A 24131-nucleotide genomic window follows, 5' to 3' on the forward strand; every position below is an offset into this window, starting at 1 on the left:
CGCCGAATGTCGTATGAGGCGGTCGCCCGTTCGTCTTCCTGTCGAAGGCCGAGCATCGGGGCTCTGCCGGATCGGCAGCGAAGGAAGAGGGGCAACCGTGAAGTACGTGCTGATGTTCGTCGAGACCGAGGAGTTCGGCAGGCGACTGGAGGAGATGGGCGATCTGGAGCGCGAGGCCGCCTACGAGGCGGTGGGCCGCTGGTTCGCCGAGAACTCCGACAAAATCACGCATCACATGCATCTGGCGCCCGCGCACACCGCGACCACCGTACGTCTCGGCGATGGCGAGCCCGTCGTCACCGACGGGCCGTTCGTCGAGGGCAAGGAGGTCGTCAGCGGCTATGCGGAGGTGGAGGTGGCCGATCTGGACGAGGCGCTGAAGCTGGTCAGGTCCTGGCCGGCGTGCCCGCTCGTGGAGATCCGCCCGGTCTCGTGAGCGGATCGGATGACGGCCGGGGGAGCCGCGAGGCGCTGGCCCGCGTCGTGCGCGAGCACGCGGGCCGCCTCGCGGCGTGCCTGGTGTCGCTGCTGGGCGACTTCTCCGCGGCGGAGGACCTGGTGCAGGACGCCGTGGAGACCGCGCTGCGTCGCTGGCCGGCCGAGGGCGTGCCGGACCGGCCGGATGCCTGGCTGTTCACCGTGGCCCGCCGCCGCGGCCTCGACGTGCTGCGGCGGGAGACGAACTACCGCGCCAAGCTGGCGCAGCTGCGGTGGCCCGAGCCGGGAAAGGGCGACGACCGGCTACGGCTGATCTTCACGTGCTGCCATCCGGCGCTGGCGCCGGCGGCCCGGATCGCGCTGACCCTGCGGGTGGTGTGCGGGCTGAGCACCGCGCAGATCGCCGCGGCCTTCGTCGTGCCGGAGACGACGGTGGCCCAGCGGCTCACCCGCGCCAAACGAAAGATCGCCGAAGCGGGCATCCCCTACCGGATTCCGGCCGCAGAGGAGCTGCCCGAGCGGCTTGACGCCGTGCTCGCGGTCGTCTATCTGCTGTTCAACGAGGGCTATCTGTCCAGCACCGGCGATCGGGCCGAGGCGCGCGACCTGGCCGACGACGCCGAGTGGCTGGCCGCGCTCCTGGCCGGCCTCATGCCGGGCGAGCCGGAGGTGGCCGGGCTGCTCGCGCTCATCCGGCTGCACCGGGCGCGCGGCGCGGCCCGGTTCGACTCCCACGGGCGTCTGGTGCCGCTCGCCGAGCAGGACCGCGACCTGTGGGACCGCGCCGCGATCGCCGAGGCGACCGCGTTGCTGACGCGCACCGCCAGGGCTTATCGCCGGCCGGGGCCCTACCAGTTGCAGGCCGCGATCGTGGCCTGTCACGCCGAGGCCGCCGGCTTCGAGCAGACCGACTGGGCGCAGATCCTCGTGTTGTACGACATGCTCCTGGCCGTGACCCCCTCGCCGGTCACCCGGCTGCACCGGGCCATCGCCCTGCGCTACGTCAAGGGACCCGCGGCCGCGCTGGCGGAGCTTGCCGGTCTGGAGGAGGCGCTGTCCCGCTATCCGCTCCTGCACGCCACCCGAGCGGAACTGCTGCGCGCACTGGGCGAGACGAGCCAGGCGCGGCTCTGCGACGAGCGGGCGTTGGGCCTGACCGCCAACCCGGCCCAGCAGGCCCTGCTCCACCAGCGGCTGGACCTGACTCATGGAGAGTGGCTATAGCGTCGGCCGGCTGAGCATCGCAGCCATCCATCGCAAGGGTCCGTTCACTCGCCAGTCGCGGGGACCCGGGTCACCGGATTCCGACCCGGGCGTCATCTCCGTGGCCCGGGCACCCTTGCACATGCGGTGAGTCGCCACATCCCCGGTGCAGAACGCGCTGGGGGAGGAGCTAGCGCCGAACCTCACCGCGTGTGCCAGTCGGACAACATCCGGTTCGTGATCTACTTTGTAAAGGCGCCCGCTGTTCGACGTGCACATGGCCGATGACGCGCCGTGTGTGCTCGAAGCTCGCGCTCACAGGAACTGCTCGTCGTTGCATCTGGGGCGAGGGAGGCCGCTGACCTTGCGGCCCAGCAGGGCCAGCAGACACGTCATGACCAGGCCGACGACCGCCAGGCCGACGCGGTCGGCCGCCGTGTCGGTGTTGGAGATCAGGCCGAAGGCGGTGTGGGCGATCAGAGCGCCGGAGGCCAGGGCCAGGCTGTGCCGGTCCGTCCACAGGCCGCCGGCCGTCCAGCGGCGCAGGAGCCACGCGGCGGTGACCGCCAGAACGGCGGCGGCCGACATGGGCACGATCACCCACCCGCCGTGGGTGAAGGCGGGCTGGGTCGCGCCGCCGAAGGGGAACAGCGACGCCAGGTATCCGAAGGCGGCCACGGCGCCGAACACTCCGGCCGCCGCGGGCGCGGGTGGGCTGATCGAGGGCACGCCCGGGCGAGGCTTCAGCCGCAGCCCCGCTACCGTCAGCAGGACCACGGCGGCCGCACAGCCCGCCAGGATCGCGGCCGGCGCCTCGTACCCGGGGTCGATGGACGTCACCACCGTCACCCGCAGCAGCAGCGCGCCGAGGACGAAGACCGTCCCGGCCAGCCAGGTGCCGAGCCTGCCCAGGTAGGGCCGATCACGCAGGGACGGGACGATCAGGTCGGTCAGGAGGATCGGGACCGCGGCGCTGAAGACCGCGTGGTAGGGGATCTGCAGCTCGGCGTAGGCGCTGTTCAGGCCCAGGATCCGGGGCGCCCACCCGGCGGCGCCGTAGATCGTGGGGCTGCTCAGCGCCTGCAGCGCCAAGCCCTCCTCGACGATGCCGTAGGCGGCGCCGAGCAGCAGCACCCCGGTCCAGCCCGTTCCGGCCCTCCGTACCAGCTCGCGCACCAGGACGACGCCCGCGCCGTATATCGGGATCCACAGCAGCAGGAGCCAGGCCATGCGCAGCGGCGGGTTGCCGAGGGTGAACTCGGCCACGAGCGGTGTGATCACCGCGAGGAGCAGTGCGGCCCGGCGGCCGCGCGTCTTGTTCGCCGTCATGCGGCAAGCGTGTTCCGCGCACACCACCCACGTCTGCCGCCCCGGGTCCTGCCCACGGCAACCCGGGTGACAACCTGGCGTCGACTTTGGTTGCTGCCGTCGGCGGGCCCGCCGTCATTACGCTGGGCGTCCGTGACGGCAGACGTACGGCCGGGCCCTGCCAGGACCCGGCGGGACCGGGCGATCCGGGCGGGAGGCGTCGCCTGCGCGCTGGCCGCGGCGGCGGTCGTCGTGCGAGACGACCTCGGGGCGGCTTCCGGCTGGTACCTGGTCGCGGACGTGGCCGGCGGCGCGGCGGCGTGCGGGGCGCTGTGGCTGTCGCGCCGGTGGCCGGCCACCACGGCGCTCGTGGCCGTGGCGCTGGCGGTGCCCGCGGCCTCGGCGTCGGTCGCGGCCGGCATCGCCACGCTGATGACCGCCCTGTACCGGCGCTCGGTCGTCGCGATCGGCGTGGGCGCCGCCTGGGTGGCCGCGACGCTGGCCCGGTTCTGGCTGCGGCCGCCGGGGCTGGCGCCATACCCGGTGTGGGCGCTGGTCGCGGTGCTGTTCGGGGTGGCGCTGACCGGATGGGGGATGCTGGCGCGGGCCCGCCGCCAACTGGTGCTGTCGCTGGCGGAGCGGGTCCGCAGGGCCGAGGAGGAGCAACGGCGACGCGTCGAGCGGGCCCGCCACGACGAACGCCTGGCCATCGCCCGCGAGATGCACGACGTGCTTGCGCACCGGCTGTCGCTGCTGGCGCTGCACGCCGGGGCGCTGCAGTTCAACGCGCGGGCCGACCCCGCGGAGGTGGTCGAGGCGGCCGCGGTGGTGCGGTCCAGCGCACATCAGGCGCTGCAGGAGTTGCGCCAGGTCATCTCGGTGCTCCGTGAAGCGCCCGTCCTGGCCGAGCTGGACCTGCGCACGTTGCTCGAGGAGGTACGGCGGGCGGGCATGGAGGTCGAGATGCACGACGGCGGCGTGCGCCTGCCCGACCTGCCGGGCGCGACGGCGCGGGCGGCCTACCGAATCGTCCAGGAAGGCCTCACCAACGCCAGGAAGCACGCGCCGGGCAGGCCGGTGACTGTCCGCCTCGACGGCAGGCCGGACCGGGGGCTCGCCATCGAGGTGCGCAATGCCGTGGTGCACGCTCCCCGGGGCGAGGGCGCCGGCCTGGCCGGGATGCGGGAGCGGGCCGAGCTGGCGGGCGGCCGGGTGGAGCAGGCCGGAGTGGAGAAAGACGAGTTCCGCCTGGCGGTCTGGCTACCATGGCCGGTGTGAGCGCCATACGCGTGCTGGTCGTGGACGACGACCCGCTCGTCAGGGCGGGTCTGACGCTGATGCTCAGGGGCGCCGACGAGCTCGTCGTGGTGGGCGGCGTGGCCGACGGCGCCGACGTCGGAGCCGCGGTCGACGCGCATGCGCCCGATGTGGTGCTCATGGACATCCGGATGCCGGGCCTGGACGGGATCGACGCCACCCGGCTGCTGCGGCGGCGGCCCGACCCTCCCCACGTCATCATGCTGACCACCTTCGACGCCGACGAGCATGTCTTCGGCGCGCTGCGCGCCGGGGCCAGCGGGTTCCTGCTCAAGGACACCCCGCCGGAGGGCATCGTCGACGCGGTCCTCCGGGTCGCGGCGGGCGAGCCGATCCTGTCACCCGGCGTGACCCGGCGCCTGATCGCCCACCTGGCGCCGGAGGCGGAGGACCGCCGCCGCGACGACGCACGCAGGCTGCTGTCCCGACTCAGCGATCGCGAGCGTGAGGTCGCCGCCGCGGTCGGCCGGGGCAGGTCCAACGCGGACATCGCGGCCGAGCTCCACATGAGCGTCGGCACGGTCAAGAGCTACATCTCCCGCATCCTGGCGAAGACCGACCTGGACAATCGCGTCCAACTCGCCCTCATCGCCCACGACAGTCCGCTCTAGCCGGACCCGTTTCCCGCACACGGTCGACCTTCGGCGGGGCGGCGGCGTTCACTCGACGACGACGGGTGCGAGCGCCGCGGCCAGCAGGCGACGCGGCGTGCCCGAGCCGTCCGCCGGCGCCGTCCAGATGTCGGCGCCGAAGTCGCCCGGCAGGGCGTAGCCGAGCGTGCGGGAGTCGAGCCACACCGCCTGGTCGTCGACGCTGCGCCGCTCGGCGACCGGGGTCTCCCGCATGGTCCGGAGGTCGAGGACGTACAGCCGCCACGGCGCGTCCTCGGGCAGGCCGGGCACCCGCTTCTTGAACGCGATCCGGGTGCCGTCGGGGGAGAGCGAGGGGCACTCCACGTTCTGCCTGACCGTGGTCAGGGTGCGGGCCGCGACGTCGCCGCGTGCGAGCCACGTTCGGCCCCCGGTCGCGAGGGTGACCCAGAAGTGGCCGTCGTCGGCGAAGGCCACCCCCCACAGGTTGACGTCGGCCGCGTGATAGGGACGGCCGTCCTTGAGCACACGGTAGGTCTCCAGGTTGTCCTGCAGGGACCAGGTGCGTGTGTCCAGGATCGAGGTGCGGGTGGAGAAGTTCGTCCCCGCGTACGAGTCGCCGCTCACGAAGACGGTCCAGGCCGCCATGCGGCCGGACGGGGAGACTCTCGTGCGGGTGGGGATGCCGGCGAGAGGGAACGCCCGCCGTTCCCGCAGTCGCGCGTCGAGCACCACGGCTCGATAGGTGTCGCCCAGCGAGCCGTGCTCGGCCTGGAGGCATGAGCCGGTGCCGGACGAGGCGTGGAAGCGCAGGCACCGCACTCCGGACGAGACGCGCGGGCCCCCAGGGTCGTCCGCGGGCACGGAGACCACCTCGTCACGGTGTGGACCCCACGCCATCGTCCGGAAGAGCATCCGGCGCCCCAGTCCCGCCGCGAGTGTGACCGAACCCGGACCGGCGGCGGGTTCCCCCGCCCGGGGTAGGTCTCGGCTCCCCGCCCGGGCGGCGGCGTGCACCACCGCCCAGGCGGACAGGCCCCCGAGGAGCAGCACCGCGGCCAGCAGGACCGTCAGGCGAGGTGGGACGGCCACAGGGTTTCTTTCTCGTCGCACGGTCAGGTCGTCCGATGCCGGGAGGGGCATGTGGAGGGGCACGAGAAGGGGCGGAGTGCGGCGATCGCGATGGGGGTGGAGACCACGAGCCCCGCCGTCGCGAGGGCCAGCGCCGGGCCGTCGCCCCAGGCCGTCCAGGCGGCGCCGAACCCGATCGAGCAGGCGAACCGGGCGAGGGCCTGGCCGGTGCCCACCAGGGCCAGGCCTCTCGCCCTCATCGCGTCCGGCACGACGCCGGCGACCGCGGCCGCCAGCACGCCGTCGGTCGCCGCGTAGAAGGCCCCGTGCAGCACGAGCACCGCCACCACCGCCGGCGGCGGCCCGCCGGGAACGGCCAGCACCAGCCCGTACGCGACGAGCAGCGCCAGGTGCCCGAGCAGGAACAGCCTCCGCCGCCCGATCCGGTCGGCGACGGCGCCTGCGGGTACGGCCAGCAGCAGGAAGGCGGCCGCGGTCCCGAGCGGGAGCAGCGGGAACCACTGCGCGGGCACCTCGAACCTGCGCTGCAGCAGCAGGTAGACGAAGGAGTCGCTCACCGTCGTCAGCCCCAGCAGCACCGCGCACGCCGCCAGCCGTGGCAGGCCGGGCATCCGCAGGAGGGCGGGTGCCCGGAGCGGGCCGGAGGGCGTCGCACTCCCGGCGGTGCCCACGCCGCCGGGACGGCCGGGGACGAAGAGCACCAGCACCAGCACGCCCAGCGCGGCGACGCAGGCACTGACCGTGAAGACGGCGTCGTAGCCCTCCGCCGCCACCCCCAGCACCAGGAACGCGAGGACGGGCCCGCAGAGGGCTCCGGCGGTGTCCATGGCCCGGTGCACGCCGAACGCCTGCCCCCGGCGCTCGGGTGGGGTGGCCAGGGAGATGAGGGCGTCCCTGGGGGCGGTGCGCAGGCCCTTGCCCGTACGGTCGAGGGCCAGCACCGCGCCGATCACCGGCAGGGTGTGGGCGACCAGCAGCAACGGCTTGCACAGCGCCGACAGGCCGTAGCCGGCCACGGCGACCGCCTTGTGCCGCCCGCCCCCACCGTCGGCGAGCTGGCCGCCGGCCAGCCTCACCAGGGCGCCGACCCCGTTGTAGACGCCGTCCAGCACGCCGAAGCCGAGCGGGGACAGCCCCAGCCCGGAGACGAGGTAGAGCGGCAGCACGGCGGTGATCATCTCCGCCGACACGTCCGTGATCAGGCTCACCGCGCCGAGTGCCAGCACGGTTCCCGGAACCGCGGCCCACCGCCGTCCCCGTTGCGGGACGGCGGCGGGCGCGCCGCGACTGTCCGCGAGGTACACGCGGTCAGTTCCAGATGCCGGAGATGGCCGACGCCGACGCCGCGTTGCCCGCGTGGCCGGTGCCGTACATGTCCTCGAGGGTGCGCAGCAGGTTGTAGTGGTTGTAGGTCGTGCCGGAGGACGACCCCGCGAGCACCGGCTGGCCGTACAGGACGGCGGCGATGCGGTTGCCGGCCAGGCGGTTGTCCTCGTCGAAGGTGACCACGAGAAGGCTGTTGTGCGTCTTGGCCCAGGTCGCGTACGCGCCGAGGTTGTTCTTCAGCCACGTGTCACCGGTCGACACCGAGCAGTCGTGCATGTCGCTGCACAGGTTCGGGACGACGAACGCCACCTTCGGCAGCTTGGTGAAGTCGGTGGGGAACTGGGCGAACGTGTACGCGGTGGACGTCGGCACGTTGGAGAACCCGAACCAGGGGTTGTGCTTGCGGGCGTACTTGCCGCTGCTGCACGTGGTCGAGCCCTGGCTGGGCAGCGACTCGTTGTAGCTGGCCCAGCTCTTGCCCGCGGCGATCAGCTCCGACGCCAGGTTGGGCGCGGAGCTGAAGCCGGGGGTGTAGCAGGAGTCGTCGGTGATGCCCTGCGTCGACCCGGAGAACATGGCGAAGTAGTTGGGCTGGCTGGGGTGGGTCTCGGCGTAGAAGGCGGTCAGGTTGGCCCCGCCGCTCTTCAGGGAGTTGATGTAGGGGGCGCTGGAGCTGCCGATGATCTGTGAGTAGGCGTGGTTTTCGAAGACCACGACCACCGTGTGGTCCGGTGTCGGCAACGTGGCCGCCTGGGCGCTGAAGCCTCCGGCGGCCCACAGGCCCAGGGAGGCCGCGGACAGCGTGAAGGCGGCGGCGAGAGCGGTGATCCGGCGGGACGGCATGGCTGTCCTCCACAGGGGGGTGTCTGCGACCAGCTCAGGCTAGGAACGCCCCGTGACGCGGATCGCCCGCCCGACGTGAAGGTTGGCCGAACGGTGAGTGAAGCCCCTTGTCGCCCGATTTCCGGGACGCCTCGCGGGGCAGACCTGCAAGCAGTCGGCGCCGTACGGTGAGCTCGGTCCCGGCGAGCGCGAGGAGCGGACCGAGGAGCCGGCGGCCCCCCTGCTCCCGGCCGGCCGCGCTGATCGCATCATGGCCGGCCAGGTGGATTCCCTCAGCCGAAGATCGAAGATCGTCCTAGGCTGAGGCGCCGTGCATACGCTCAGGGTGATCCTCACGCTGTTCGTCCTCTACGCCCTCACCTTGGGCCCCACGCTGGACGCAGCCATGCAACGCGTGGAGGCACACCCGAAGGACCTCGCCCCGCCGTATCTGCTGAAGCGACCATACCGGCTGGTCTCAGACCAAGGCCCGCACCTCACTACCGGCAGCGGGAGCCCTGTCGGGCCGTGAGAGGCCGAACTCGGCCTACTTACTCCAGTGGATGCCAGTCTCGTGGAGATGCCACACCTGCGGTGCGTAGGTCCGCGATGCTCCGGCGCTCTCGTACGGGGGGTGTCGTGTCGTCCCGGAGTGGAACTCCGATGGCCGTCATCGTGAGGATGTGCCAACCGAGCCTGACACCGAGCTGGTCGTGTAGCCCTTCGAGATCGAAGGCGCGGAACTGCCTGCAGGCCAGGCCCATGGCGTGGGCCTGCACAGTCATGTGCGCCACCGCCTGGCCAAGGTCGTAGTCGGCGAACTCCGAGTAGACCATGCCGCTGTCGTCGACTTCGCGGCGAGCCATGTTGACGACCAGCGCGCTGGCAGCAGGCGCCCATCGGCGCGAGCTTCCAGCGAGGTGTTCGACAAGTTGATCGTGTCCGTCCTCTCCTCGGCGGCGCAGATGGAACGACCAGGGCTGAGCGTTGCCGGCAGACGGAGCCCACCGGGCTGCCTCCAGCAGGGTTTCCACGTCGGAGCCAGACAGCACATGGTTGGGATCGAAGCGCAGAGGACTGAACCGCCCGTGCAGCGCCGATGTGAGCTGTGGGGCGTTCATATCTCACACCAGTGGGCCGGGTCGTGTGCGCCAAGCAGCCGCGTCAAGACCGCCATGAGGTGGGTGGTCTCCGCGGGGTCGAGTGGATCCAGGAGACGGGCGGTGGCGGTGGCGAGGGCGTCGTCAGCGCGGGTGAGCAGCTCGTTGCCGAGCGCCGTCGGTTCAATGACGCGGCGCCTCCTGTCCTTCTTGTCGGGCGTCCGGCTTATCGCCTCGAGTGCTTCGAGCTTGTCCAGGTACGTGACCAGGTCGCCGGGATCGAGCGCGAGTCGTTCCGCGACATCGCGCTGCATGAGGGGACCGCATTCGCGGAGGCAGGCAAGAATCCCGTGCTCAGCCTGCGTGAGGCCGACCTCTGCCAATGCCTCGCCGCACAGCCGGCGGGCCATCGTGGCCGCCCGCGCGAGGAGGAACGTGGGCTGTTGGCGAAGGGACTCAGGGTGTATCGACACGGCGCCACAGTAGCAAATGCTTGGATACCCCGATTGTTGGATACCCCTAGTATCTTCGCTGTGCATGCGCAGAGGACTCGGAGAGGGAGTGGGCGATGACGTCGAGCCGAACGGTGACAGTGCCGCGCGGGGAGTTGGCGTACACCGAGGCTGGGGACTTCCGCGCCCCGGTGCTCGTTCTGCTGCATGGCTGGCCTCAGACTCGACGATGCTGGGACCGGCTCATTCCTCTCGCCGCGGACACGCACCGGGTGATCGCTTTCGATCTGCCCGGTATCGGAGACTCCGCCGGCGTTCGTACCGACGGGACCAAGCATCAGATCGCCGCCGTTCTTCACCAGGCACTCGCCAACCTTGGCGCGACAGACGCGGTGCTCGTGGGGCATGACATCGGGGGCATGATCGCCTACGACTACGTCCATCACTACGACGATGCTTCTTGCGCGGTCATCCTGGACGCGGTCATCCCCGGCGTCGACCCATGGAACCAGGTTCTGGCCAACCCGCGCTTGTGGCACTTCGCGTTCCACGCCACGCCTGATCTCCCAGAGAGCCTCGTCAGCGGTCGCGAACACACCTACTTCCGGCATTTCTTCGACCCGCTCACCCATCCCGACCATCCCATCCCCACGGAACAGCAACACGTCTACGCCAAGGCCTACGCCACCCCGGCCGCCCTCACGTCAGGCTTCGACATGTACCGCGCGTTCGCCGCGGACAGCGACCACAACCGTTCACTCGACGCCTGCGCAACGCCGTTGCTCTACCTGCGCGGCGAACACGGCATGCGCATGACCACAACCTCTCTCGACGCCTACCGAGCGGGACTCTCAGCCGCCGGGAACGAGGATCTCGCTGTCGGGCTCGTCCCCGACGCCGTCCATTACCTCGCAGAAGAAAACCCGGACGGCACATGGCAAGCGATCACCCACTTTCTCCGCGCCTGAACTCACCGGCCGGGGCTCGGGTCAGCCCGGAGAACAGCTCTGCCGCAGCTGCGGTGGCGCCCAGCCCGACACGCGTACGACGGGCTGGACGGATGGATGCCGTGCCGCCGTCGGGGGGAGTTGCCGGCTTGCTACCGGCACGACAGCGGGATGTCGGTGTCAAGGAGCCGGTTGTGATCACACCGCGTAGATCTCGATCACCCTGCCGTCCGGATCGGTCATGAGATGTCGACCGGGCTTCAGTCGCGGCTCGCAGGTGGCGCCGTCAACACTGAAACCGAGCCGTACGGCGCCGGTTCGGCGCTCGGAAGTGGCCGGATAAAGTTCGAAGACGCTGTCGTCAGGCAGAACAGCGGCGTAATGCTGCGGGCCGTGCCCGTGTTGCTCCCGTGTGAAGCCGATGCCGAGTGCACTGTAGAAGGTGCGGCACTCCTCCATCCGGTCGGTGTAGAGAACCAGCAGCGTGAAGCGAGTAGCGGTGGTCGGCATGGGGATCCTTTTCTGCGCGTGTTGCTCCGTTGGACCACGATCGTTACTGACAGCCTTGGGCATGAGGGGTGTCACGGCACCACATCAACCTGATGGGCCGCTGCTCCTTCCAACTCCCGGAGATGCCCGGCGGGCTCCGTCCGTTAATCCCGTGCCTTGAGTAGACGGGTAGCGTTCGAGCCCCGGAACCGGCAACGCGCCGGGGCTCGTGGCGAGTCCAGCAGGGGCGTTACGCCCCGGCCGTCTCCGAGGTGGAGGGAGTCGGCTGAGGTGCTGCGGGCGCATGGCGGCGTGCGGTTTTCAGGTGGTAGAGCAGCGCCAAGGTCGTGACACCGGCGGCCGGCAGCCCCAGTGCGGCGGGCACGAGCGCAAACCACTTCTGGGCCAGTCCGCCCAGGCCGCCACCAAGAGCTATCCCGACGTAGACGGCTGAGGAGTTGAGGCCGAGCAGAACCGGTGCTGCGGCTGGGCTGAGGGCGACGAGTCGGTGCTGTTGGGGCACGACGATGACGCCCAGGGCCGCGCCCCAGATCGCGGCCCATGCCAGGGTGGACACGAGCGTGGCGGTCGCCACCGAGGTGAGGGCAAGGGCGACGGCGGCGATGGTGAGGGGACCGGTCAACACGTGCGCGGGGTCGTGCCGGTCGACCAGCCGTCCGGCGATGATGTTTCCGGCCAGGACGCCGATTCCCCAGGCCAGCAGGATGACGGCGAGCAGCGATTCTGAGCCGCCGGTCGCATCCTGTAGGGCCGGGCCGATGTAGGTGTAGAGAGTGTAGGTGCCGAGGAAGACGAGCGTGGTGACCGCCAGCAGCGCGAGGACCCGGCCCTGCTTGAGCGGGCGCAGCCGGTCGCCCAGTGAGGCAGCGGGGAGCGTCACCTTGGGCAGGCCGGCGGCGATCCCGAGGGTCGCGACGAGGCCGATCCCGGCGACGGCCCACAGAGTGATGTGCCAGTCGGTACGGCCGATCAGCGTGCCGAGAGGAAGACCCAATGCCGTCGCCAACGTGAGGCCGCCCAACACGAAGGCCAGGGCCCTGCCTCGGCGTTCCGGGGGTGCGATGGCCCCCGCAGTGCTGGAGGCGGCGGAGTTGATCATTCCGGCCCCGACAGCGGTGACGATACGGGCGATCATCACCACCTCGTAACTGGTGCCCAGGGCGGTGACAGCGTTGCCGACCACGAAGATACTCAACGCGATCAGCAGCGCGGTCCGCCTGTCCAGTCCACCGGTAAGGGCGCCCATGACGGGCGCCGACAGCGCCATCACCAGGGCGAACACCGTCACCAACTGCCCGGCGGCGGGAGTGGACACCTGCAGGCCGGTGGCGATGGCCGGGAGCAGGCCGGCGATGACGTAGCTGTCGGTGCCCACGGCGAAGGTCGCCAGGGCCAGCGGAAGAAGTCGTTTCAACACCGGGTGGTGCCACCTTTCCAGAGGCTCAGAAGTACCGAGGAGAAACCCTAGGCAATACATGGATGGTTGTCCATGTATCCATATGTTGGTAGCGTGGCGGAGTGCGGAACACAGGGGGCGGCGATGCGTGAGGTGTCACAACCGGCGACCGAGGCCATCCGGCTGGTGGAGGTGCTGCGCGCACTGGCCGATCCGGTACGGCTGGACCTCGTCCTGCGGCTCGACCAGATGGGCGAGGACTTCTGCAACGCGATCGGCGCCGAAATCGATGTGCATCAGACGACGCTGTCGCACCACTACCGGGTGCTGCGCGAGGCCGGTGTGACGTGGACGAAGCTGCAGGGCCGATCCCGGCTGGTACGGCTGCGCCGAGAGGACCTCGACGCACTGTTCCCCGGCCTGCTCGACTCTGTACTGAGCGCACAGCGCCGAACACGCGACACCACGACCACCGGCACTGTCGAGGCACCGTAGACCCGGGCTCCCCGGCACCCGCTCACAACGTGCGATAGACGCAGACGAGCCCGCTCCCCGGTGCCCGGCCCGCCGTGGCGCGGTATGGGCGTCCAGCATCGCGCGAGCCTGCCCATACGACAGCCGCCCGCACGCGCACCGCACCACTGACCAGCGCCTGGACCTCAGCGCACCACCGACCCCGCCCGGCGCCAAGAAGATCAGGGCCGGTAGCACCCACCTCCGCCGCCAAAGCCAGATGGATCGTCGTGCCAGATCCAGAAGGGGAAGCGGACGAGAAGGCGCGGCGATCGTCCGCTCGTGAAACGCCCACGTCGGCACGCTGGGCCGGAACAGAGCGGTTCCGGCCCAGCGTCCTGTCATGTCTCACACCGGGTCCTGCCCCGGCCTGGTATTGCTGCCAATCAGGCCGTGGGTGCGGCCGCGCGGACGAAGTCGGTCACCGAAGCCGGCGTGATCTGTGGGTACCTGTCGTTGTCGAGGGCGTCGAATTTGGCCTTTCCGGTCACCATGCACCACTGGTACTGGAGGGCGACATAGTCGAACGGGTTCTGGGTTCGAGCGGCTCGGCGTTCGATCTCCGCGCGCAGCTCGTCGGCGGTGCCAAGGTGCCGCAGCTCCAGGGTGCGGCCCGAGCCACGCTGGACGGCCTCGTGGAACTGCCGCATCGACAGCACTTCACCGGCGAAACGCAGCGTGCCGGTGGCCTTCGGGTCCAGAGCGACGGCGGCGGTGTAGGCGGCGGTATCGCGCACGGAGGTCAGGTCGAGCGGCTGGTCGGGGTCGCCCCAGTGCGACAGGGTGCCCCGATCCCAGTCGACCAGCCCCATGAAACCGACCATCACTTCGTAGAACGCGCCGTTGAGCACGGAGATCACCTCAACACCGGCGTGGGCGTACTCGGCGGCGGCCCGGCGACGCCAGTCGATCATGACGTTGTCGCCGTCCTCCAGCTTGGTCACGTCGATGGCGAAGTCGGAGGGGACGAACCGGCGGGCACCGGCCTTCGCGGCGGCGCGGGCCAGGTTGGCTTGGCCGTCCACGATCACCTCGGGGCCACCTTGCACGGCCGAGATGACGGTGGCGGCGTCGCCGACGGCCTCGGCCAGCGCCTCGGCCGGGTCGGTGATGTCGCCTTCGACCACCTCCAGGCCGCGCGACCGCAGCGCTGTGAGCGCGGTCTTCTTGTCCGCGTCGGCACCGGGCCGCACCAGGGCCCGGACGGGCGCGCCCCGGTCGAGAAGGGCGCTGATGATCTGACTGCCGAGCAGTCCCGTGGCACCGGCCACGAAGACCTTTGGGGAAGTGGACACGTCTACCGGCTCCTTGTTCGGAAACAAATCGGTACTTCACCCAGGCCGGTAACGGCTCTTGGGCGTCTTTGGGGGTCCGCACAGGACTCAGGGAATGAGCAGGGTCTTGCCGAGCGTGTCGCGCGCCTCGACGGCGGCGTGCGCGTCGGCTGCTTTCTCCAGAGGGAACCGCTGGCCGATCACCGGCGTGAGCCGACTGGCGGCGGCCAGGTCGAGCACCTCGGTCACCAACTCGCGGGCGAAGGCGGGCCGGCTCCAGATGAGGCCCGCGCTGAATCCGCTGACGGTCAGGCCCCGGCCCATCAGCTTCATGGGCGCGGCCTCCAGCGGCGCGCCGCTGGAGAAGCCGAACACGACCTGCCGGCCGGAGCCCGGGGTGAGCAGCCCGAGCGCCTCCTGTCCGAGTGTCCCGCCGACGTGGTCGAACACCACCTCCACCGAACCGCCCACCGCCTCACGGACCCGATCGGTCCAGCCGGGCAGCGAGTAGTCGACGACATGGCCGACACCAAGCCTGGCGACGAGGTCGAGCTTGTGTTCACCACGCGCCGCCCCGACGACCGTCGCGCCCGCTCGCGTGAGCAACTGCACCAACACCGTGCCGACGGCGCCGGCGGCGGCCTGAACCAGCACACGATCACCAGGGGCCACCCGTGCCGCACGAATCAGGCCCTGGGCTGTGGCCCCGTACCGGTAGAGCGCGACGGCCTCGTGCAGGCCGAGCCCCGACGGAATCGGGATGAGCGAATCGGCGGGTACGGCCGCCATTTCGGCGTACCCGCCCGTCCCCGAGGTGCTGGCAAGGACCTGAGTGCCGACGAGAGCGGGATCACATCCGGCGCCGACCTCCGCGACCTCTCCAACGATCTCCTTGCCGAGAACGATCGGCAGGCCCGCGCCGCCCAGCGCGCCGCGCATCACTCCCGAGCGCACCTGGGTCTCCAGAAACTGGACGCCGACGGCGGCCACCCGTACGGTGACCTGCCCCGCCCCCGGCCGAGGTTCGGGCACCTCTCCGATGGTCAGACGGGCCGGTGGCCCGAATTCACGCAGCACAACAGCACGCATGGTGCTCACTCCGTTCAATCGGCGACGCGCGGTCCCACGGACCGGCGGTGAAGTCATGCGCCTTTCTTGATCGCCTCGGCGAAGGCGGCGAGACCGTCGGCGAGATGCTCGATGTCGGACGGTTCCCAGCCCTCCATGAGGGCGGCGACGGCGGCCGTCCGGGCCTTCCAGAGTTGGCGGATGGCGAGCTTGCCCTCTCGTGTGACACTCACCAACTTCGCCCGGGCGTCGGCCGGGTCAGGCTGCCGCTCGATGAACCCGCGCGACTTCAGGCGCTTGGCGGGGGGCGAGAGCGTGGACTTGTCCACCTCCATCTGCTCGGCCAGCACCGACAACCGCACCGGCGCGTGCAGGGAGATCTGCGCGAGCAGCGTGTAGTCCCCCAGCGACAGCTCCAGCCCGGAGGCCGCCATGATCCGTCGCCGCGTCGCCGGGGCGAACATCCAGTTGCCCACCGTGGCCAGCGCCGCCGCCACCCGATCGGTGGCCTCCCGCAGCCGGTCGTCCCCGTTCCCCGCCGTACCGTCCATCCCGGCACCCTCACCCCGATTAGTTGGTTGGCCAAAACCAACTATATAGCAAGGCGCGACGGTCCATGCAGCAGAGGGTCACGGCCCTTCTCGTGGATGGCCGTCATCCGCTTCGCCGTGGACTGCGGTGGCGGGTGACCGCGGTGTGGCGCTCGATGGCCCGGCCGAGCACGTCGGAAGCGAGGACCTCCATGCGGAGTGGTCAGTCCCTGATCAGGAGGCCCCGGAAGGTGACGTCGCCGTCGTCGCCGTCCCATCGGTAGGCGAGCCCGTCGCCGGTCTGGATCAGCGTGATCCTGCCCGCGGCGCACCTGTCCAGCCGGAAGACGAGTGCCGTGCCGGAGCTGCGCGTCAGCGTCAGGCTTCCCCGGCATGAGCTGTTGGTGTCCTTCCAGCTTCCCGTGCGCCTGCCCGGCTCCAGCACGATCTGGACGTCGGTCTCGCTGGTTCCCACGAGCTGGTCGGGCTCGAGATGGCCTCCCCAAGTGCCGGCGAACGCGGCCGGAACCGTCCCGCCCGGCGTGGTCGACGGCACGGGAGTGGCATTCGGAGTCGCTGTGGCGTCCCCCGCGGCGTCGTCCGTCGTCACGGTGTCGTCCTGCCCCGCGCCGGTGTCGGCCTGGGTCGCGCCGGTGTCGTCCGTGACGGTTTCCCCCGGCGTGGGGTCGGCGGGCGGTGCCGGTGAGCCGGCGGTGTGCGAGACGGTCGTCGTCATGGCGACGTGCGGCGAGGTGGCGGTCGTGTCGCCGGACAGCAGGCGCGGCCCCAGCAGAGCGGCGGTGACCGACACCGCTGCCACGGCGGCCACCGCCCCGGCGACGATCCCGATACGGGAAGCCTGCCGACGGCCGCCCGCCCCGGTGGTCTCCGGGCCCGACGGGATCGTCCCGGCCGGACCGGGAGCCGGGAAGGCCGGGAGAATCGCGGTCGTCCCGCCCTGCCGTACGCCTTTCGGCCTGGTGGTCGCCGCGGCCGCGCCCGCCTGCAGCGGGTCGGGGGCGGACCCGACGAGTTCCAGCAGCAGGTCGCGGGAGGTCGGCCGGCGGGCGGGATCCTTGGCGAGGCACCGTTCGACCACCCCCCGCAGCGATCGGGGCAGTGCCGAGGCGTCGGGCTCGGCGGTCAGGATCCGGTGCATGACGGCGGGGACGCTGGCGGCGCCGAAGGCCGGGCGGCCCGTGGCGGCGAAGACGATCGTGGCTCCCCAGGCGAACACGTCGGAGGCGGGGGTGGCCGGCTCCCCGGCGATCTGCTCGGGAGCCAGGTAGGCCGGGGTGCCGACCGGGCCCGCCGTGATCGTGTCACTCGCGCTGTGCCTGGCGATGCCGAAGTCCACCACTCGGGGGGCGTCCGGCCCCAGCAACACGTTGGCCGGTTTGAAGTCCCGGTGCACGATCCCGGCCGCGTGAATGGCCGCCAGCGCCGTGGCCGTGCCGACCGCGAGGCGTTCCAACTCGCCGCCCCGCAGCGGACCTCCGGAAGCGACCCGCTGCTGCAGAGACGGTCCGTCGATGAACTCGCTCACCACGTACGGCATCCGCCCATCGACCACGGCGGTCAGCACCCGGGCGGTGCAGAAGGGCGCGACTCCGCGCATCGCGTCGAGCTCGCGGACCAGCCGCTCCTTCACCGACGCGTCGAGCCCCGACTTGAGCACCTTGACCGCGACCGGTTCGCCGCGGGGCGACCGGCCGAGGAACACCACCCCCTGCCCGCCCTCGCCGAGCCGTCCGTTCAGTGTGAACTCACCCAGCACGCGCGGGTCGTCGGGCTCCAGGGGGGTGACCATGGCACCGAACCCTAGCGACGAGGGGCGGTGTGCGATACGCCTCGCAGTAGCCGGACGCCGACCATGGAGGCGAGCCCGCCGCGCCATGTCGCTCAGAGCTGCTCGCAGACCTCCGGGACGTCGCCGACCGTCGTCCCGGAGGCCGACGCACGGCGACGGACGTCTTTGTCGGTGCCGCCCGGCACGATGGCCGCATGACTGAAGCGCCCCCGATCGACGCGATCCCCGATGAGACCGCCTACGCCGAGGCGGTCCAGCTGGCGGCCGACGCGGCCGCGGCCTACTACGGTGACGGCACCTCCCCACTGGACGACGACGCCTACGACAGGCTCGTCCGTGGCATCGCCGCCTACGAGGAGGCCCACCCCGAGCAGGTTCTCGATGCCTCGCCGACGGGCAAGGTCGCGGGTGGCGCGGTCGTGGGTGATGTCCCGCACACGGTGCCCATGCTCAGCTTGGACAACGTGTTCGGGCCTGAGGAGCTGGCCGGCTGGGCATCCTCGCTGGAACGCCGCCTCGGCCGTCCGGTAACCGCATGGTCCGTGGAGCCGAAGTTGGACGGGCTGGCGATCGCCGCCCGCTACCGGGCCGGCCGCCTCGTCCAACTGGTCACCCGCGGCGACGGAACAGCAGGCGAGGACGTCTCACACGCGATCGGCACGATCGTCGGCCTGCCCGAGCGGCTGGCCGACCCGGTCACCATGGAGCTGCGTGGCGAGGTGATGATGACCGCCCGGCAGTTCGAGGAGGCGTGCGCGAAACGGCAGGCGCATGACGGCACCACGTTCGCGAACCCGCGCAGTGCCGCCGCGGGCACGCTGAGGGCGCAGGACCGGCCGTACGTGTGTGAGCTGACGTTCTTCGGGTACGGCGCGCTGCCGCTGCCTGATGACACGTCCGACCTCGCCAGGCGGCTCCGGGAGTTGCCGCACAGCCAGGTGATGGACTGGGTTGCCGGGCAGGGGGTGCAGACCACAGCCGGGACCGCGGTCGCCGGGATCGTGGCGACGACTGTGGAGCAGGTGCAGCAGCGGGTCGAGGAGATCGCGGCCGCGCGGCCGGAGCTGCCGTTCGGGATCGACGGCATCGTGATCAAGGCGAATGACGCGGCGGATCAGGCGCAGGCCGGGTTCAGCTCGCGGGCGCCGCGGTGGGCGATCGCGTACAAGCTGCCCGCCGTGCAGAAGATCACGAAGCTGCTCACGGTGGAGTGGAACACCGGCCGGACCGGTGTGATCGCCCCGCGGGCGGTTCTGGAGCCGGTGGAGCTGGACGGCTCCGTCGTGACGTACGCGACGCTGCACAATCCCTCCGACATCAAGCGCCGTGGGCTCATGCTGAGGGACAGCGTCGTCGTCTACAAGGCCGGTGACGTGATCCCGCGGGTGGAGTCCCCGGTGGTGCACCTGCGCACCGGCGACGAGCAGCCCATCGTGTTCCCGGAGGTGTGCCCGACCTGCGGCGGTGAGATCGACACGTCGCAGGAGCGGTGGAGGTGCGTGCGAGGCCGGAACTGCCGCGCGATCGCCTCGATCCGGTACGCGGTCGGCCGCGACCAATTGGACGTGGAGGGGCTGGCCGACAACCGCGTCCAGCAGATGCTGGACGCCGGGTTGATCACCGACTTCGGCGACCTGTTCTTCCTCACACGCGAGCAGCTACTGGGCCTGGAACGGATGGGGGAGGTGTCCACGGACAACCTCCTGGCCGCCATCGACAGGGCCAAGACCAGACCGCTGAGCCGGGTGTTCTGCGCGCTCGGGGTCAGGGGGACGGGGCGCTCGATGAGCCGCCGCATCGCCCGGCACTTCGGCACCATGGAGGCCGTCCGTGCGGCCGACGCCGAGGGGTTCCAGAAGGTCGACGGCATCGGCCCGGAGAAGGCGCCAGTGATTGTCGCCGAGCTGGCCGAGCTGAGCGACCTCATCGACAAGCTCGTCCGCGCCGAGGTGAACATGGTCGAGCCCGGTGTGGCGGCGGTGGCCGCTGACGAGGGCGGCACGGCCACCCCCACATCGGGTGGCGACGAGCCGGGTGCTCTGCCACTGACCGGAATGACGGTCGTGGTCACGGGCGGGATGAGCGGGCGGCTGGCAGCATTGTCGCGCAACCAGATGAACGAGCTCATCGAACAGGCCGGAGGCCGGGCGTCGTCCAGCGTTTCGGCGAAGACCTCGTTGGTCGTCGCGGGAGAGAACGCGGGGTCCAAGCGGGCGAAGGCCGAATCCCTCGGCGTGCGGATCGTCTCCCCGGAGGAGTTCGCCGAGATGGTCGCGCAGCTGTTGTAGGCGACCCGGTTCGTCCGCGTGTAGCCACATCCGACGGGCGAGACGAGCAAGCTCAGGCGAGAGGTCTGATGGTGTCCGGTCTGACCCGGCGTGGTCGGACCGGACCTCTTCGGACGCCGCCTTGGAGCGACTGGCCGTCAACCACCGACGTCACTGTGAAGTAGAAGCGCCGGAGGGCTTGCGGTGAGAGCACTGATGTTCTTCGCGGGATGAGGTGGCGCTGGTGCGGAGAATTCGCCGGGGCGCAGTCAGGTGACCTCGCCCAACTGTTCGGCCAGCCGCTCGAGGCCGCCCCTGATGAGCTGCCCGTACTCGTCGTCGCCAAGCGCGCCGATCTTGGCCCGCGCCTGCCGGAGGTGCTCACGGGCGCGGCCGAGATCGCCCAGCTTGCGATAGCACTCACTCAAGTTCAGGTGCAACGACGGATACAAGCCGGCCACTGTGAGTGGCACTCCAGCCTGGGCTACCCGCTCATCGGTGACGAGATCGGCGGCGGCAAGCGCTCGCAGATCCCATATCAGCTCCTGGTGCACGTCGTCCTGCACGTCGGCCATCGAGTGGGCAAGGACGCAAACATGCAGCGGGTCGCCTTGCTCACCGCCGATGTCGTCCCAGATCTGCGTGAACAAGTCGCGAGCGGCTTCACGCTGACCTTGGTGGTGATGCAAGTCCACCCCCTGGGCGATCCGGGTCATCGTTGGGTCGATGGTCATGAGCAGTCCTTCACCGTCGCGGGCGATCGCGGTCAGCCTAATTGCCTGACGTGCCTCAACGACCTTCAAGCTTCTGACCGGCTAGCGCTCATGGCGTGGTCACACGGTGCGGACGAAGGCTTCGAGTATGTCGTTGAAGACGTTCGGGCGCTCCATATTGGGGTAGTGGGCGGTCCCGTCGATCGAGATCGCGCGGCCGTTGGCGACGGTGCTGGTGAGACGTTCGGCCATGCCTATGTGGTCGGGGGAGTCGATGGCGCCGTTGATGGCCGGCACGGGAACGTCGATCTTGGCGACGCGGTCCCAGGTGTCGCGTACGGGGACGAGCGGGCCGGCCTCTCCGGCGGTGTGCTTGGACATGGTGGCCCTGGCCATCCGGCGTAGGCGGCCGGTGATGCCGGGGTCGACATCGCCGAGGCCGCGGTGCGGGCCTGCGGCGAAGAGCATAAACGCTTCGATCGAGGCCTCCAGGTCGCCGGCCGCCATGGCCGAGTGCCACGTGGCCAGGACCTGGGTGGTCCAGGGGTCGGTGAAGTACGGCTCGCTGGTGCCGGCGCCGCTGATGACTACGGCGCTGACCAATTCCGGGTGCTCCAGCGCGGTGTCGACCGCGGTGCTCGCGCCCATGGAGATTCCCACCAGGATCGCGGGCCCGGTGTCCAGGTGGCGCAGCAGCGCGGCGAGGTCGTCGGTGAGCCGGTACGGCTCGGTGGGGTTGGCGGAGCGGCCGTGGCCGCGGGCGTCGGGCGCGATGACGCGGTGGTGCGCGGCGAGGATCTTGATCTGGTCATCCCACATGGTGTGGTCCAGGAAGCCGCCGTGCAGCAGGACGAGGGGCCGGCCCGTGCCGGTGTCGAGCCAGTACATACCGTTCATGACAACCAAGGTGTCATTGTTTGCCGGTAATGACAACCCAGGTGTCATGATGGTGAGGTGAGTGAGAGTGAACGTAGCCTGGCGTCAGAAGAACTCGCCGACCGGCTCGCCGAGGTGTTCGACCTTGTTGGACCGCTGTACCGACGTGCCTTCCGGAAGGTGGAGCAGGACACGACCATCGAGGGGCTGTCGGTAGGGATGCGGGCCGTGCTCAACATGCTCCGCGAGCGCGGCCCGATGACCGTCCCTCAGATGGGACGGGACCAGGCGTTGAGCCGCCAGTTCGTCCAGCGCATGATCAACGACGCGGCCGCGCGGGGCCTGGTCGAGTTCGTCCCCAATCCGGCGCACAAGAGGTCCTCGCTCATCCGGCTGACCCAGGAGGGCCGGACCGCTATCACAGCCGTGGTCGACCGCGAGCGCGCGGTGTTCCGCCGGGTCGGCGGCGACCTGTCGAGTGCCGACGTCGACGCCTGCATCCGGGTCCTCTCACGCCTGCTGCAGTCCCTGGACAACGTCGAAATCGAATGAGCCGGACGGGACGAGGAGCGGCATCTTCTCAGGTCTTGCGCGGGGAATCCGATCTCGCCGCACTCGCCCTAACCCATGGCCGGGCGGTACAACGCGCCCGTGCCTGAAGCGTCGAGCGGCCTGGCCCCGAACACGCCGACCGCCACGGTCTGCACCTGGATCTATCGGGCGCCGCCAGGCCCTGCTCCGATGACAGGACCTGGCTCATCACCGCCGACGCCACTGAAACGCGACGACTACGCCAGCGCCGAGCCTGACCGCGGGCGACCTTCAGGAGTGGGTGGCCGGGCTGGATGTGTTGTTCGCGAAGGTGACGGGACGGTTCGGGCGGGTGGAGCCGCGCAGGCGGGCGCGGGCGTATCTGCTGGGGAGTCGGCCGGGGTGCAGCGCCAGTACTCCGGCACGGCCGGCCGGATCGAGAACTGCCAGGCGGGCCTGTTCCTCGCCTACGCCTCCCCGCTGGGCCGGACGCTGATCGACGCCGAGCTGTATCTGCCGAAGTCCCCGACTGACGACCGGGAGCGTTGCATCCAGGCCGGCGCGAGGAGGTGGCTTCACCACCAAGCCCATACCAGGCGGCCTCAGCCATGGTGCCCGCACCGATCTCGCCCAGCGTCACTGACGACGGCACGGGTGAGCGGGATGTGGTCTGCATGGGCCACCATGCGGGGGCCCGGCCGATCACGCATGAGTAGGCGGGTGCTCAGCCAGATTTTTCACCCACCTTGATGCCACGATCACGAGCTGGGACGATTGGCACGATGGATTCCGCCGAACGTCTCGCGCTTACCGTGTTATGCGGCGAGCTGCCTGAGCTGCGTGCCGAATGCGCACGCCAGTCCGAGCGCCACCAGCGACTGCTCGGCACCATCGAGGCCGCGGCTCGCGCGCGGCAGCCGATCATCCCCATGCTGGGGCAGCTGCTCGGCAGCGACGGGTCCGGCGCCCTGCGCACGCTCGGCAGCGCGCTCCCGGGTAGCGGTCCCGGCCGGGCGCACGACGAGGCGTTCATCTGCCCGGACGGCGCGTGTGACCGGGTGGAGGTCCCGTTGCCCGGCGGGCCGGTTCCAGTGTGCCGGGTGACCTCCGCGCCGATGCGGCCCAGGTAGCGATCGTGGGCGATTTCTTCGCCGAGCTGGCCAAGAAGCTCGCCGAGCGATGGGTCTCGCTGCTCCTGCTTCCCGGGGTGCTGTTCCTCGCCACCGCGGCGCTCGGCGTCCGCCTGGGGCATGCTCACGCCCTCGACGTGGACCTGGCGGCCAGGGAGGTGTCCGCGTTCTCGGAGTGGTTCGCTCGAAGGCCCGCGGGCGCCCAGGTGGGCCTACTGGTCGCCGTGCTGGTGGCGACCGGCGGGGTCGGGCTGTTGGTGCAGGCGATGGCCGGCGTGACGCGTACGTTGTGGCTGGGCCAATGGCCACGGCCGTTCGGCGGGCTGCGGAGCAGTCTGGTACGGCGAAGGCGCGTCCGCTGGCACGCGCTGCTGGATCGCCGCCGGGCTCTCACCCGCGCCCACCCAGCCGAGACCAGGACCGCCGAGCAACAGGAGCAGATCGATCAGGCGGCGGCCAGGGTCAACCGCGTGGCCCTGGCCGAGCCGGGCCGGCCGACATGGCTGGGCGACCGGATCCATGGTGCGGAGGCGGTCGCACGGGACCGCTACGGCCTGGACCTGCCCTTCGTCTGGCCGAGGCTGTGGCTCGTGCTGCCCGAGGCCGCGCGTGCCGATCTCATGAACGCCAACACCGCGCTGGCCACCGCGGTCGCCATCGGAAGCTGGTCGTGGCCCCTGGTCGCCCTTGCCGTCATGTGGTGGCCCGCCGCCCTGGTCGCGGCCGCGGTCGGCGCCGCCGGATGGGTACGCGCCCGCGGCGCCGTGACCGAACTGGCGTTGCTCGTCGAGTCCGTCGTGGACCTGCACGGCCGTACGCTCGCGGTGGCACTGGGCGTGGCCGACGACGGCCATGCGGGGCCGCTCACCGTCGAGGAGGGCAGCCGGGTCACCGCTGTGGCACGGAAAGGACGCTGAG

General features: G+C 70.7%; 25 protein-coding genes and 1 pseudogene. 12 read left to right on the top strand and 14 right to left on the bottom strand.

Annotation, left to right across the window (positions count from 1 at the left end; translation table 11 throughout):
• Positions 1-97 precede the first annotated feature (97 nt).
• Positions 98-436, top strand: coding sequence for a YciI family protein (locus IL992_RS38745; RefSeq protein ID WP_193208278.1), 339 nt, complete (start codon positions 98-100; stop codon positions 434-436).
• Complete coding sequence (locus IL992_RS38750; RefSeq protein WP_193208279.1) at positions 433-1662, top strand: RNA polymerase sigma factor; 1230 nt, start codon at positions 433-435, stop codon at positions 1660-1662. The genes IL992_RS38745 and IL992_RS38750 overlap by 4 nt, the downstream gene beginning before the upstream one ends.
• 294 nt (positions 1663-1956) lie before the next feature.
• On the opposite strand, the gene IL992_RS38755 is transcribed toward IL992_RS38750, so the two are convergent.
• Positions 1957-2970, bottom strand: coding sequence for a hypothetical protein (locus tag IL992_RS38755; protein ID WP_193208280.1), 1014 nt, complete (start codon positions 2968-2970; stop codon positions 1957-1959).
• A 132-nt stretch (positions 2971-3102) separates the two neighbouring features.
• On the opposite strand from IL992_RS38755, the gene IL992_RS48725 reads away from it, so the two are divergent.
• Complete coding sequence (locus tag IL992_RS48725) at positions 3103-4227, top strand: histidine kinase (protein ID WP_193208281.1); 1125 nt, start codon at positions 3103-3105, stop codon at positions 4225-4227.
• Positions 4215-4877, top strand: a complete 663-nt coding sequence (locus tag IL992_RS38765; protein WP_193208282.1) for a response regulator transcription factor — start codon at positions 4215-4217, stop codon at positions 4875-4877. The genes IL992_RS48725 and IL992_RS38765 overlap by 13 nt, the downstream gene beginning before the upstream one ends.
• Before the next feature lie 48 nt (positions 4878-4925).
• Here IL992_RS38765 and IL992_RS38770 read toward each other — a convergent pair whose 3' ends face one another.
• From IL992_RS38770 to IL992_RS38780, 3 genes are all read right to left on the bottom strand, one after another.
• Positions 4926-5948, bottom strand: coding sequence for a TolB family protein (locus tag IL992_RS38770; RefSeq protein ID WP_319019098.1), 1023 nt, complete (start codon positions 5946-5948; stop codon positions 4926-4928).
• A gap of 23 nt (positions 5949-5971) precedes the next feature.
• Positions 5972-7156, bottom strand: a complete 1185-nt coding sequence (locus IL992_RS38775) for an MFS transporter (RefSeq protein ID WP_319019099.1) — start codon at positions 7154-7156, stop codon at positions 5972-5974.
• Positions 7157-7256: 100 nt separating this feature from the next.
• Positions 7257-8117, bottom strand: coding sequence for an alkaline phosphatase family protein (locus tag IL992_RS38780; protein ID WP_193208285.1), 861 nt, complete (start codon positions 8115-8117; stop codon positions 7257-7259).
• Between the two features lie 310 nt (positions 8118-8427).
• On the opposite strand from IL992_RS38780, the gene IL992_RS38785 reads away from it, so the two are divergent.
• Entirely contained in the window at positions 8428-8628 is a 201-nt protein-coding gene (locus IL992_RS38785) for a hypothetical protein (RefSeq protein ID WP_193208286.1), read from the top strand.
• Positions 8629-8647: 19 nt separating this feature from the next.
• On the opposite strand, the gene IL992_RS38790 is transcribed toward IL992_RS38785, so the two are convergent.
• Both IL992_RS38790 and IL992_RS38795 read right to left on the bottom strand, forming a co-directional pair.
• The gene (locus tag IL992_RS38790; protein ID WP_193208287.1) at positions 8648-9217 is read right to left on the bottom strand and encodes a nitroreductase family protein; all 570 of its coding nucleotides are present in this window, start codon (positions 9215-9217) and stop codon (positions 8648-8650) included.
• Positions 9214-9606, bottom strand: coding sequence for a MarR family winged helix-turn-helix transcriptional regulator (locus IL992_RS38795; protein ID WP_193208288.1), 393 nt, complete (start codon positions 9604-9606; stop codon positions 9214-9216). The genes IL992_RS38790 and IL992_RS38795 overlap by 4 nt, the downstream gene beginning before the upstream one ends.
• 158 nt (positions 9607-9764) lie before the next feature.
• Between IL992_RS38795 and IL992_RS38800 the strand changes: the two genes are divergently transcribed.
• Complete coding sequence (locus IL992_RS38800) at positions 9765-10616, top strand: alpha/beta fold hydrolase (protein ID WP_193208289.1); 852 nt, start codon at positions 9765-9767, stop codon at positions 10614-10616.
• Between the two features lie 177 nt (positions 10617-10793).
• On the opposite strand, the gene IL992_RS38805 is transcribed toward IL992_RS38800, so the two are convergent.
• Both IL992_RS38805 and IL992_RS38810 read right to left on the bottom strand, forming a co-directional pair.
• On the bottom strand, positions 10794-11105 hold the full coding sequence (locus tag IL992_RS38805; protein WP_193208290.1) for a VOC family protein: 312 nt from the start codon (positions 11103-11105) through the stop codon (positions 10794-10796).
• A gap of 229 nt (positions 11106-11334) precedes the next feature.
• Positions 11335-12522: an MFS transporter gene (locus IL992_RS38810; RefSeq protein ID WP_193208291.1), complete on the bottom strand. Its 1188-nt coding sequence runs from the start codon at positions 12520-12522 to the stop codon at positions 11335-11337.
• Positions 12523-12645: 123 nt separating this feature from the next.
• Between IL992_RS38810 and IL992_RS38815 the strand changes: the two genes are divergently transcribed.
• Entirely contained in the window at positions 12646-12996 is a 351-nt protein-coding gene (locus IL992_RS38815; protein WP_193208292.1) for an ArsR/SmtB family transcription factor, read from the top strand.
• Between the two features lie 404 nt (positions 12997-13400).
• On the opposite strand, the gene IL992_RS38820 is transcribed toward IL992_RS38815, so the two are convergent.
• From IL992_RS38820 to IL992_RS38835, 4 genes are all read right to left on the bottom strand, one after another.
• Entirely contained in the window at positions 13401-14309 is a 909-nt protein-coding gene (locus tag IL992_RS38820) for an NmrA family NAD(P)-binding protein (RefSeq protein WP_193208293.1), read from the bottom strand.
• 87 nt (positions 14310-14396) lie between these two features.
• The gene (locus IL992_RS38825; protein WP_319019100.1) at positions 14397-15320 is read right to left on the bottom strand and encodes a zinc-binding dehydrogenase; all 924 of its coding nucleotides are present in this window, start codon (positions 15318-15320) and stop codon (positions 14397-14399) included.
• 110 nt (positions 15321-15430) lie between these two features.
• A complete protein-coding gene (locus tag IL992_RS38830; protein ID WP_193208295.1) occupies positions 15431-15907 on the bottom strand; it encodes a MarR family winged helix-turn-helix transcriptional regulator in 477 nt (158 codons plus the stop codon).
• Positions 15908-16109: 202 nt separating this feature from the next.
• Positions 16110-17696: a serine/threonine protein kinase gene (locus tag IL992_RS38835; RefSeq protein WP_193208296.1), complete on the bottom strand. Its 1587-nt coding sequence runs from the start codon at positions 17694-17696 to the stop codon at positions 16110-16112.
• A 194-nt stretch (positions 17697-17890) separates the two neighbouring features.
• Here IL992_RS38835 and ligA point away from each other — a divergent pair, with 194 nt between their 5' ends.
• The gene (gene ligA, locus IL992_RS38840) at positions 17891-19984 is read left to right on the top strand and encodes an NAD-dependent DNA ligase LigA (RefSeq protein WP_193208297.1); all 2094 of its coding nucleotides are present in this window, start codon (positions 17891-17893) and stop codon (positions 19982-19984) included.
• Between the two features lie 248 nt (positions 19985-20232).
• Here ligA and IL992_RS38845 read toward each other — a convergent pair whose 3' ends face one another.
• On the bottom strand, positions 20233-20697 hold the full coding sequence (locus IL992_RS38845; RefSeq protein WP_193208298.1) for a hypothetical protein: 465 nt from the start codon (positions 20695-20697) through the stop codon (positions 20233-20235).
• Positions 20698-20796: 99 nt separating this feature from the next.
• Positions 20797-21573 (bottom strand): alpha/beta fold hydrolase, encoded by a 777-nt coding sequence (locus IL992_RS38850; RefSeq protein WP_193208299.1) that lies wholly within the window; start codon positions 21571-21573, stop codon positions 20797-20799.
• Between the two features lie 57 nt (positions 21574-21630).
• Here IL992_RS38850 and IL992_RS38855 point away from each other — a divergent pair, with 57 nt between their 5' ends.
• From IL992_RS38855 to IL992_RS38870, 4 genes and pseudogenes are all read left to right on the top strand, one after another.
• On the top strand, positions 21631-22104 hold the full coding sequence (locus IL992_RS38855; protein WP_193208300.1) for a MarR family winged helix-turn-helix transcriptional regulator: 474 nt from the start codon (positions 21631-21633) through the stop codon (positions 22102-22104).
• Between the two features lie 310 nt (positions 22105-22414).
• Positions 22415-22644, top strand: a pseudogene (locus IL992_RS47090) (transposase); the annotation flags it as partial.
• A 221-nt stretch (positions 22645-22865) separates the two neighbouring features.
• On the top strand, positions 22866-23213 hold the full coding sequence (locus IL992_RS38865; protein WP_193208301.1) for a hypothetical protein: 348 nt from the start codon (positions 22866-22868) through the stop codon (positions 23211-23213).
• A 5-nt stretch (positions 23214-23218) separates the two neighbouring features.
• Positions 23219-24130: a hypothetical protein gene (locus tag IL992_RS38870; RefSeq protein WP_193208302.1), complete on the top strand. Its 912-nt coding sequence runs from the start codon at positions 23219-23221 to the stop codon at positions 24128-24130.
• Position 24131: the final 1 nt, after the last annotated feature.

The organism is Microbispora sitophila, assembly GCF_014892245.1.
In the GTDB taxonomy this organism is placed as follows: Bacteria; Actinomycetota; Actinomycetes; order Streptosporangiales; family Streptosporangiaceae; genus Microbispora; species Microbispora siamensis.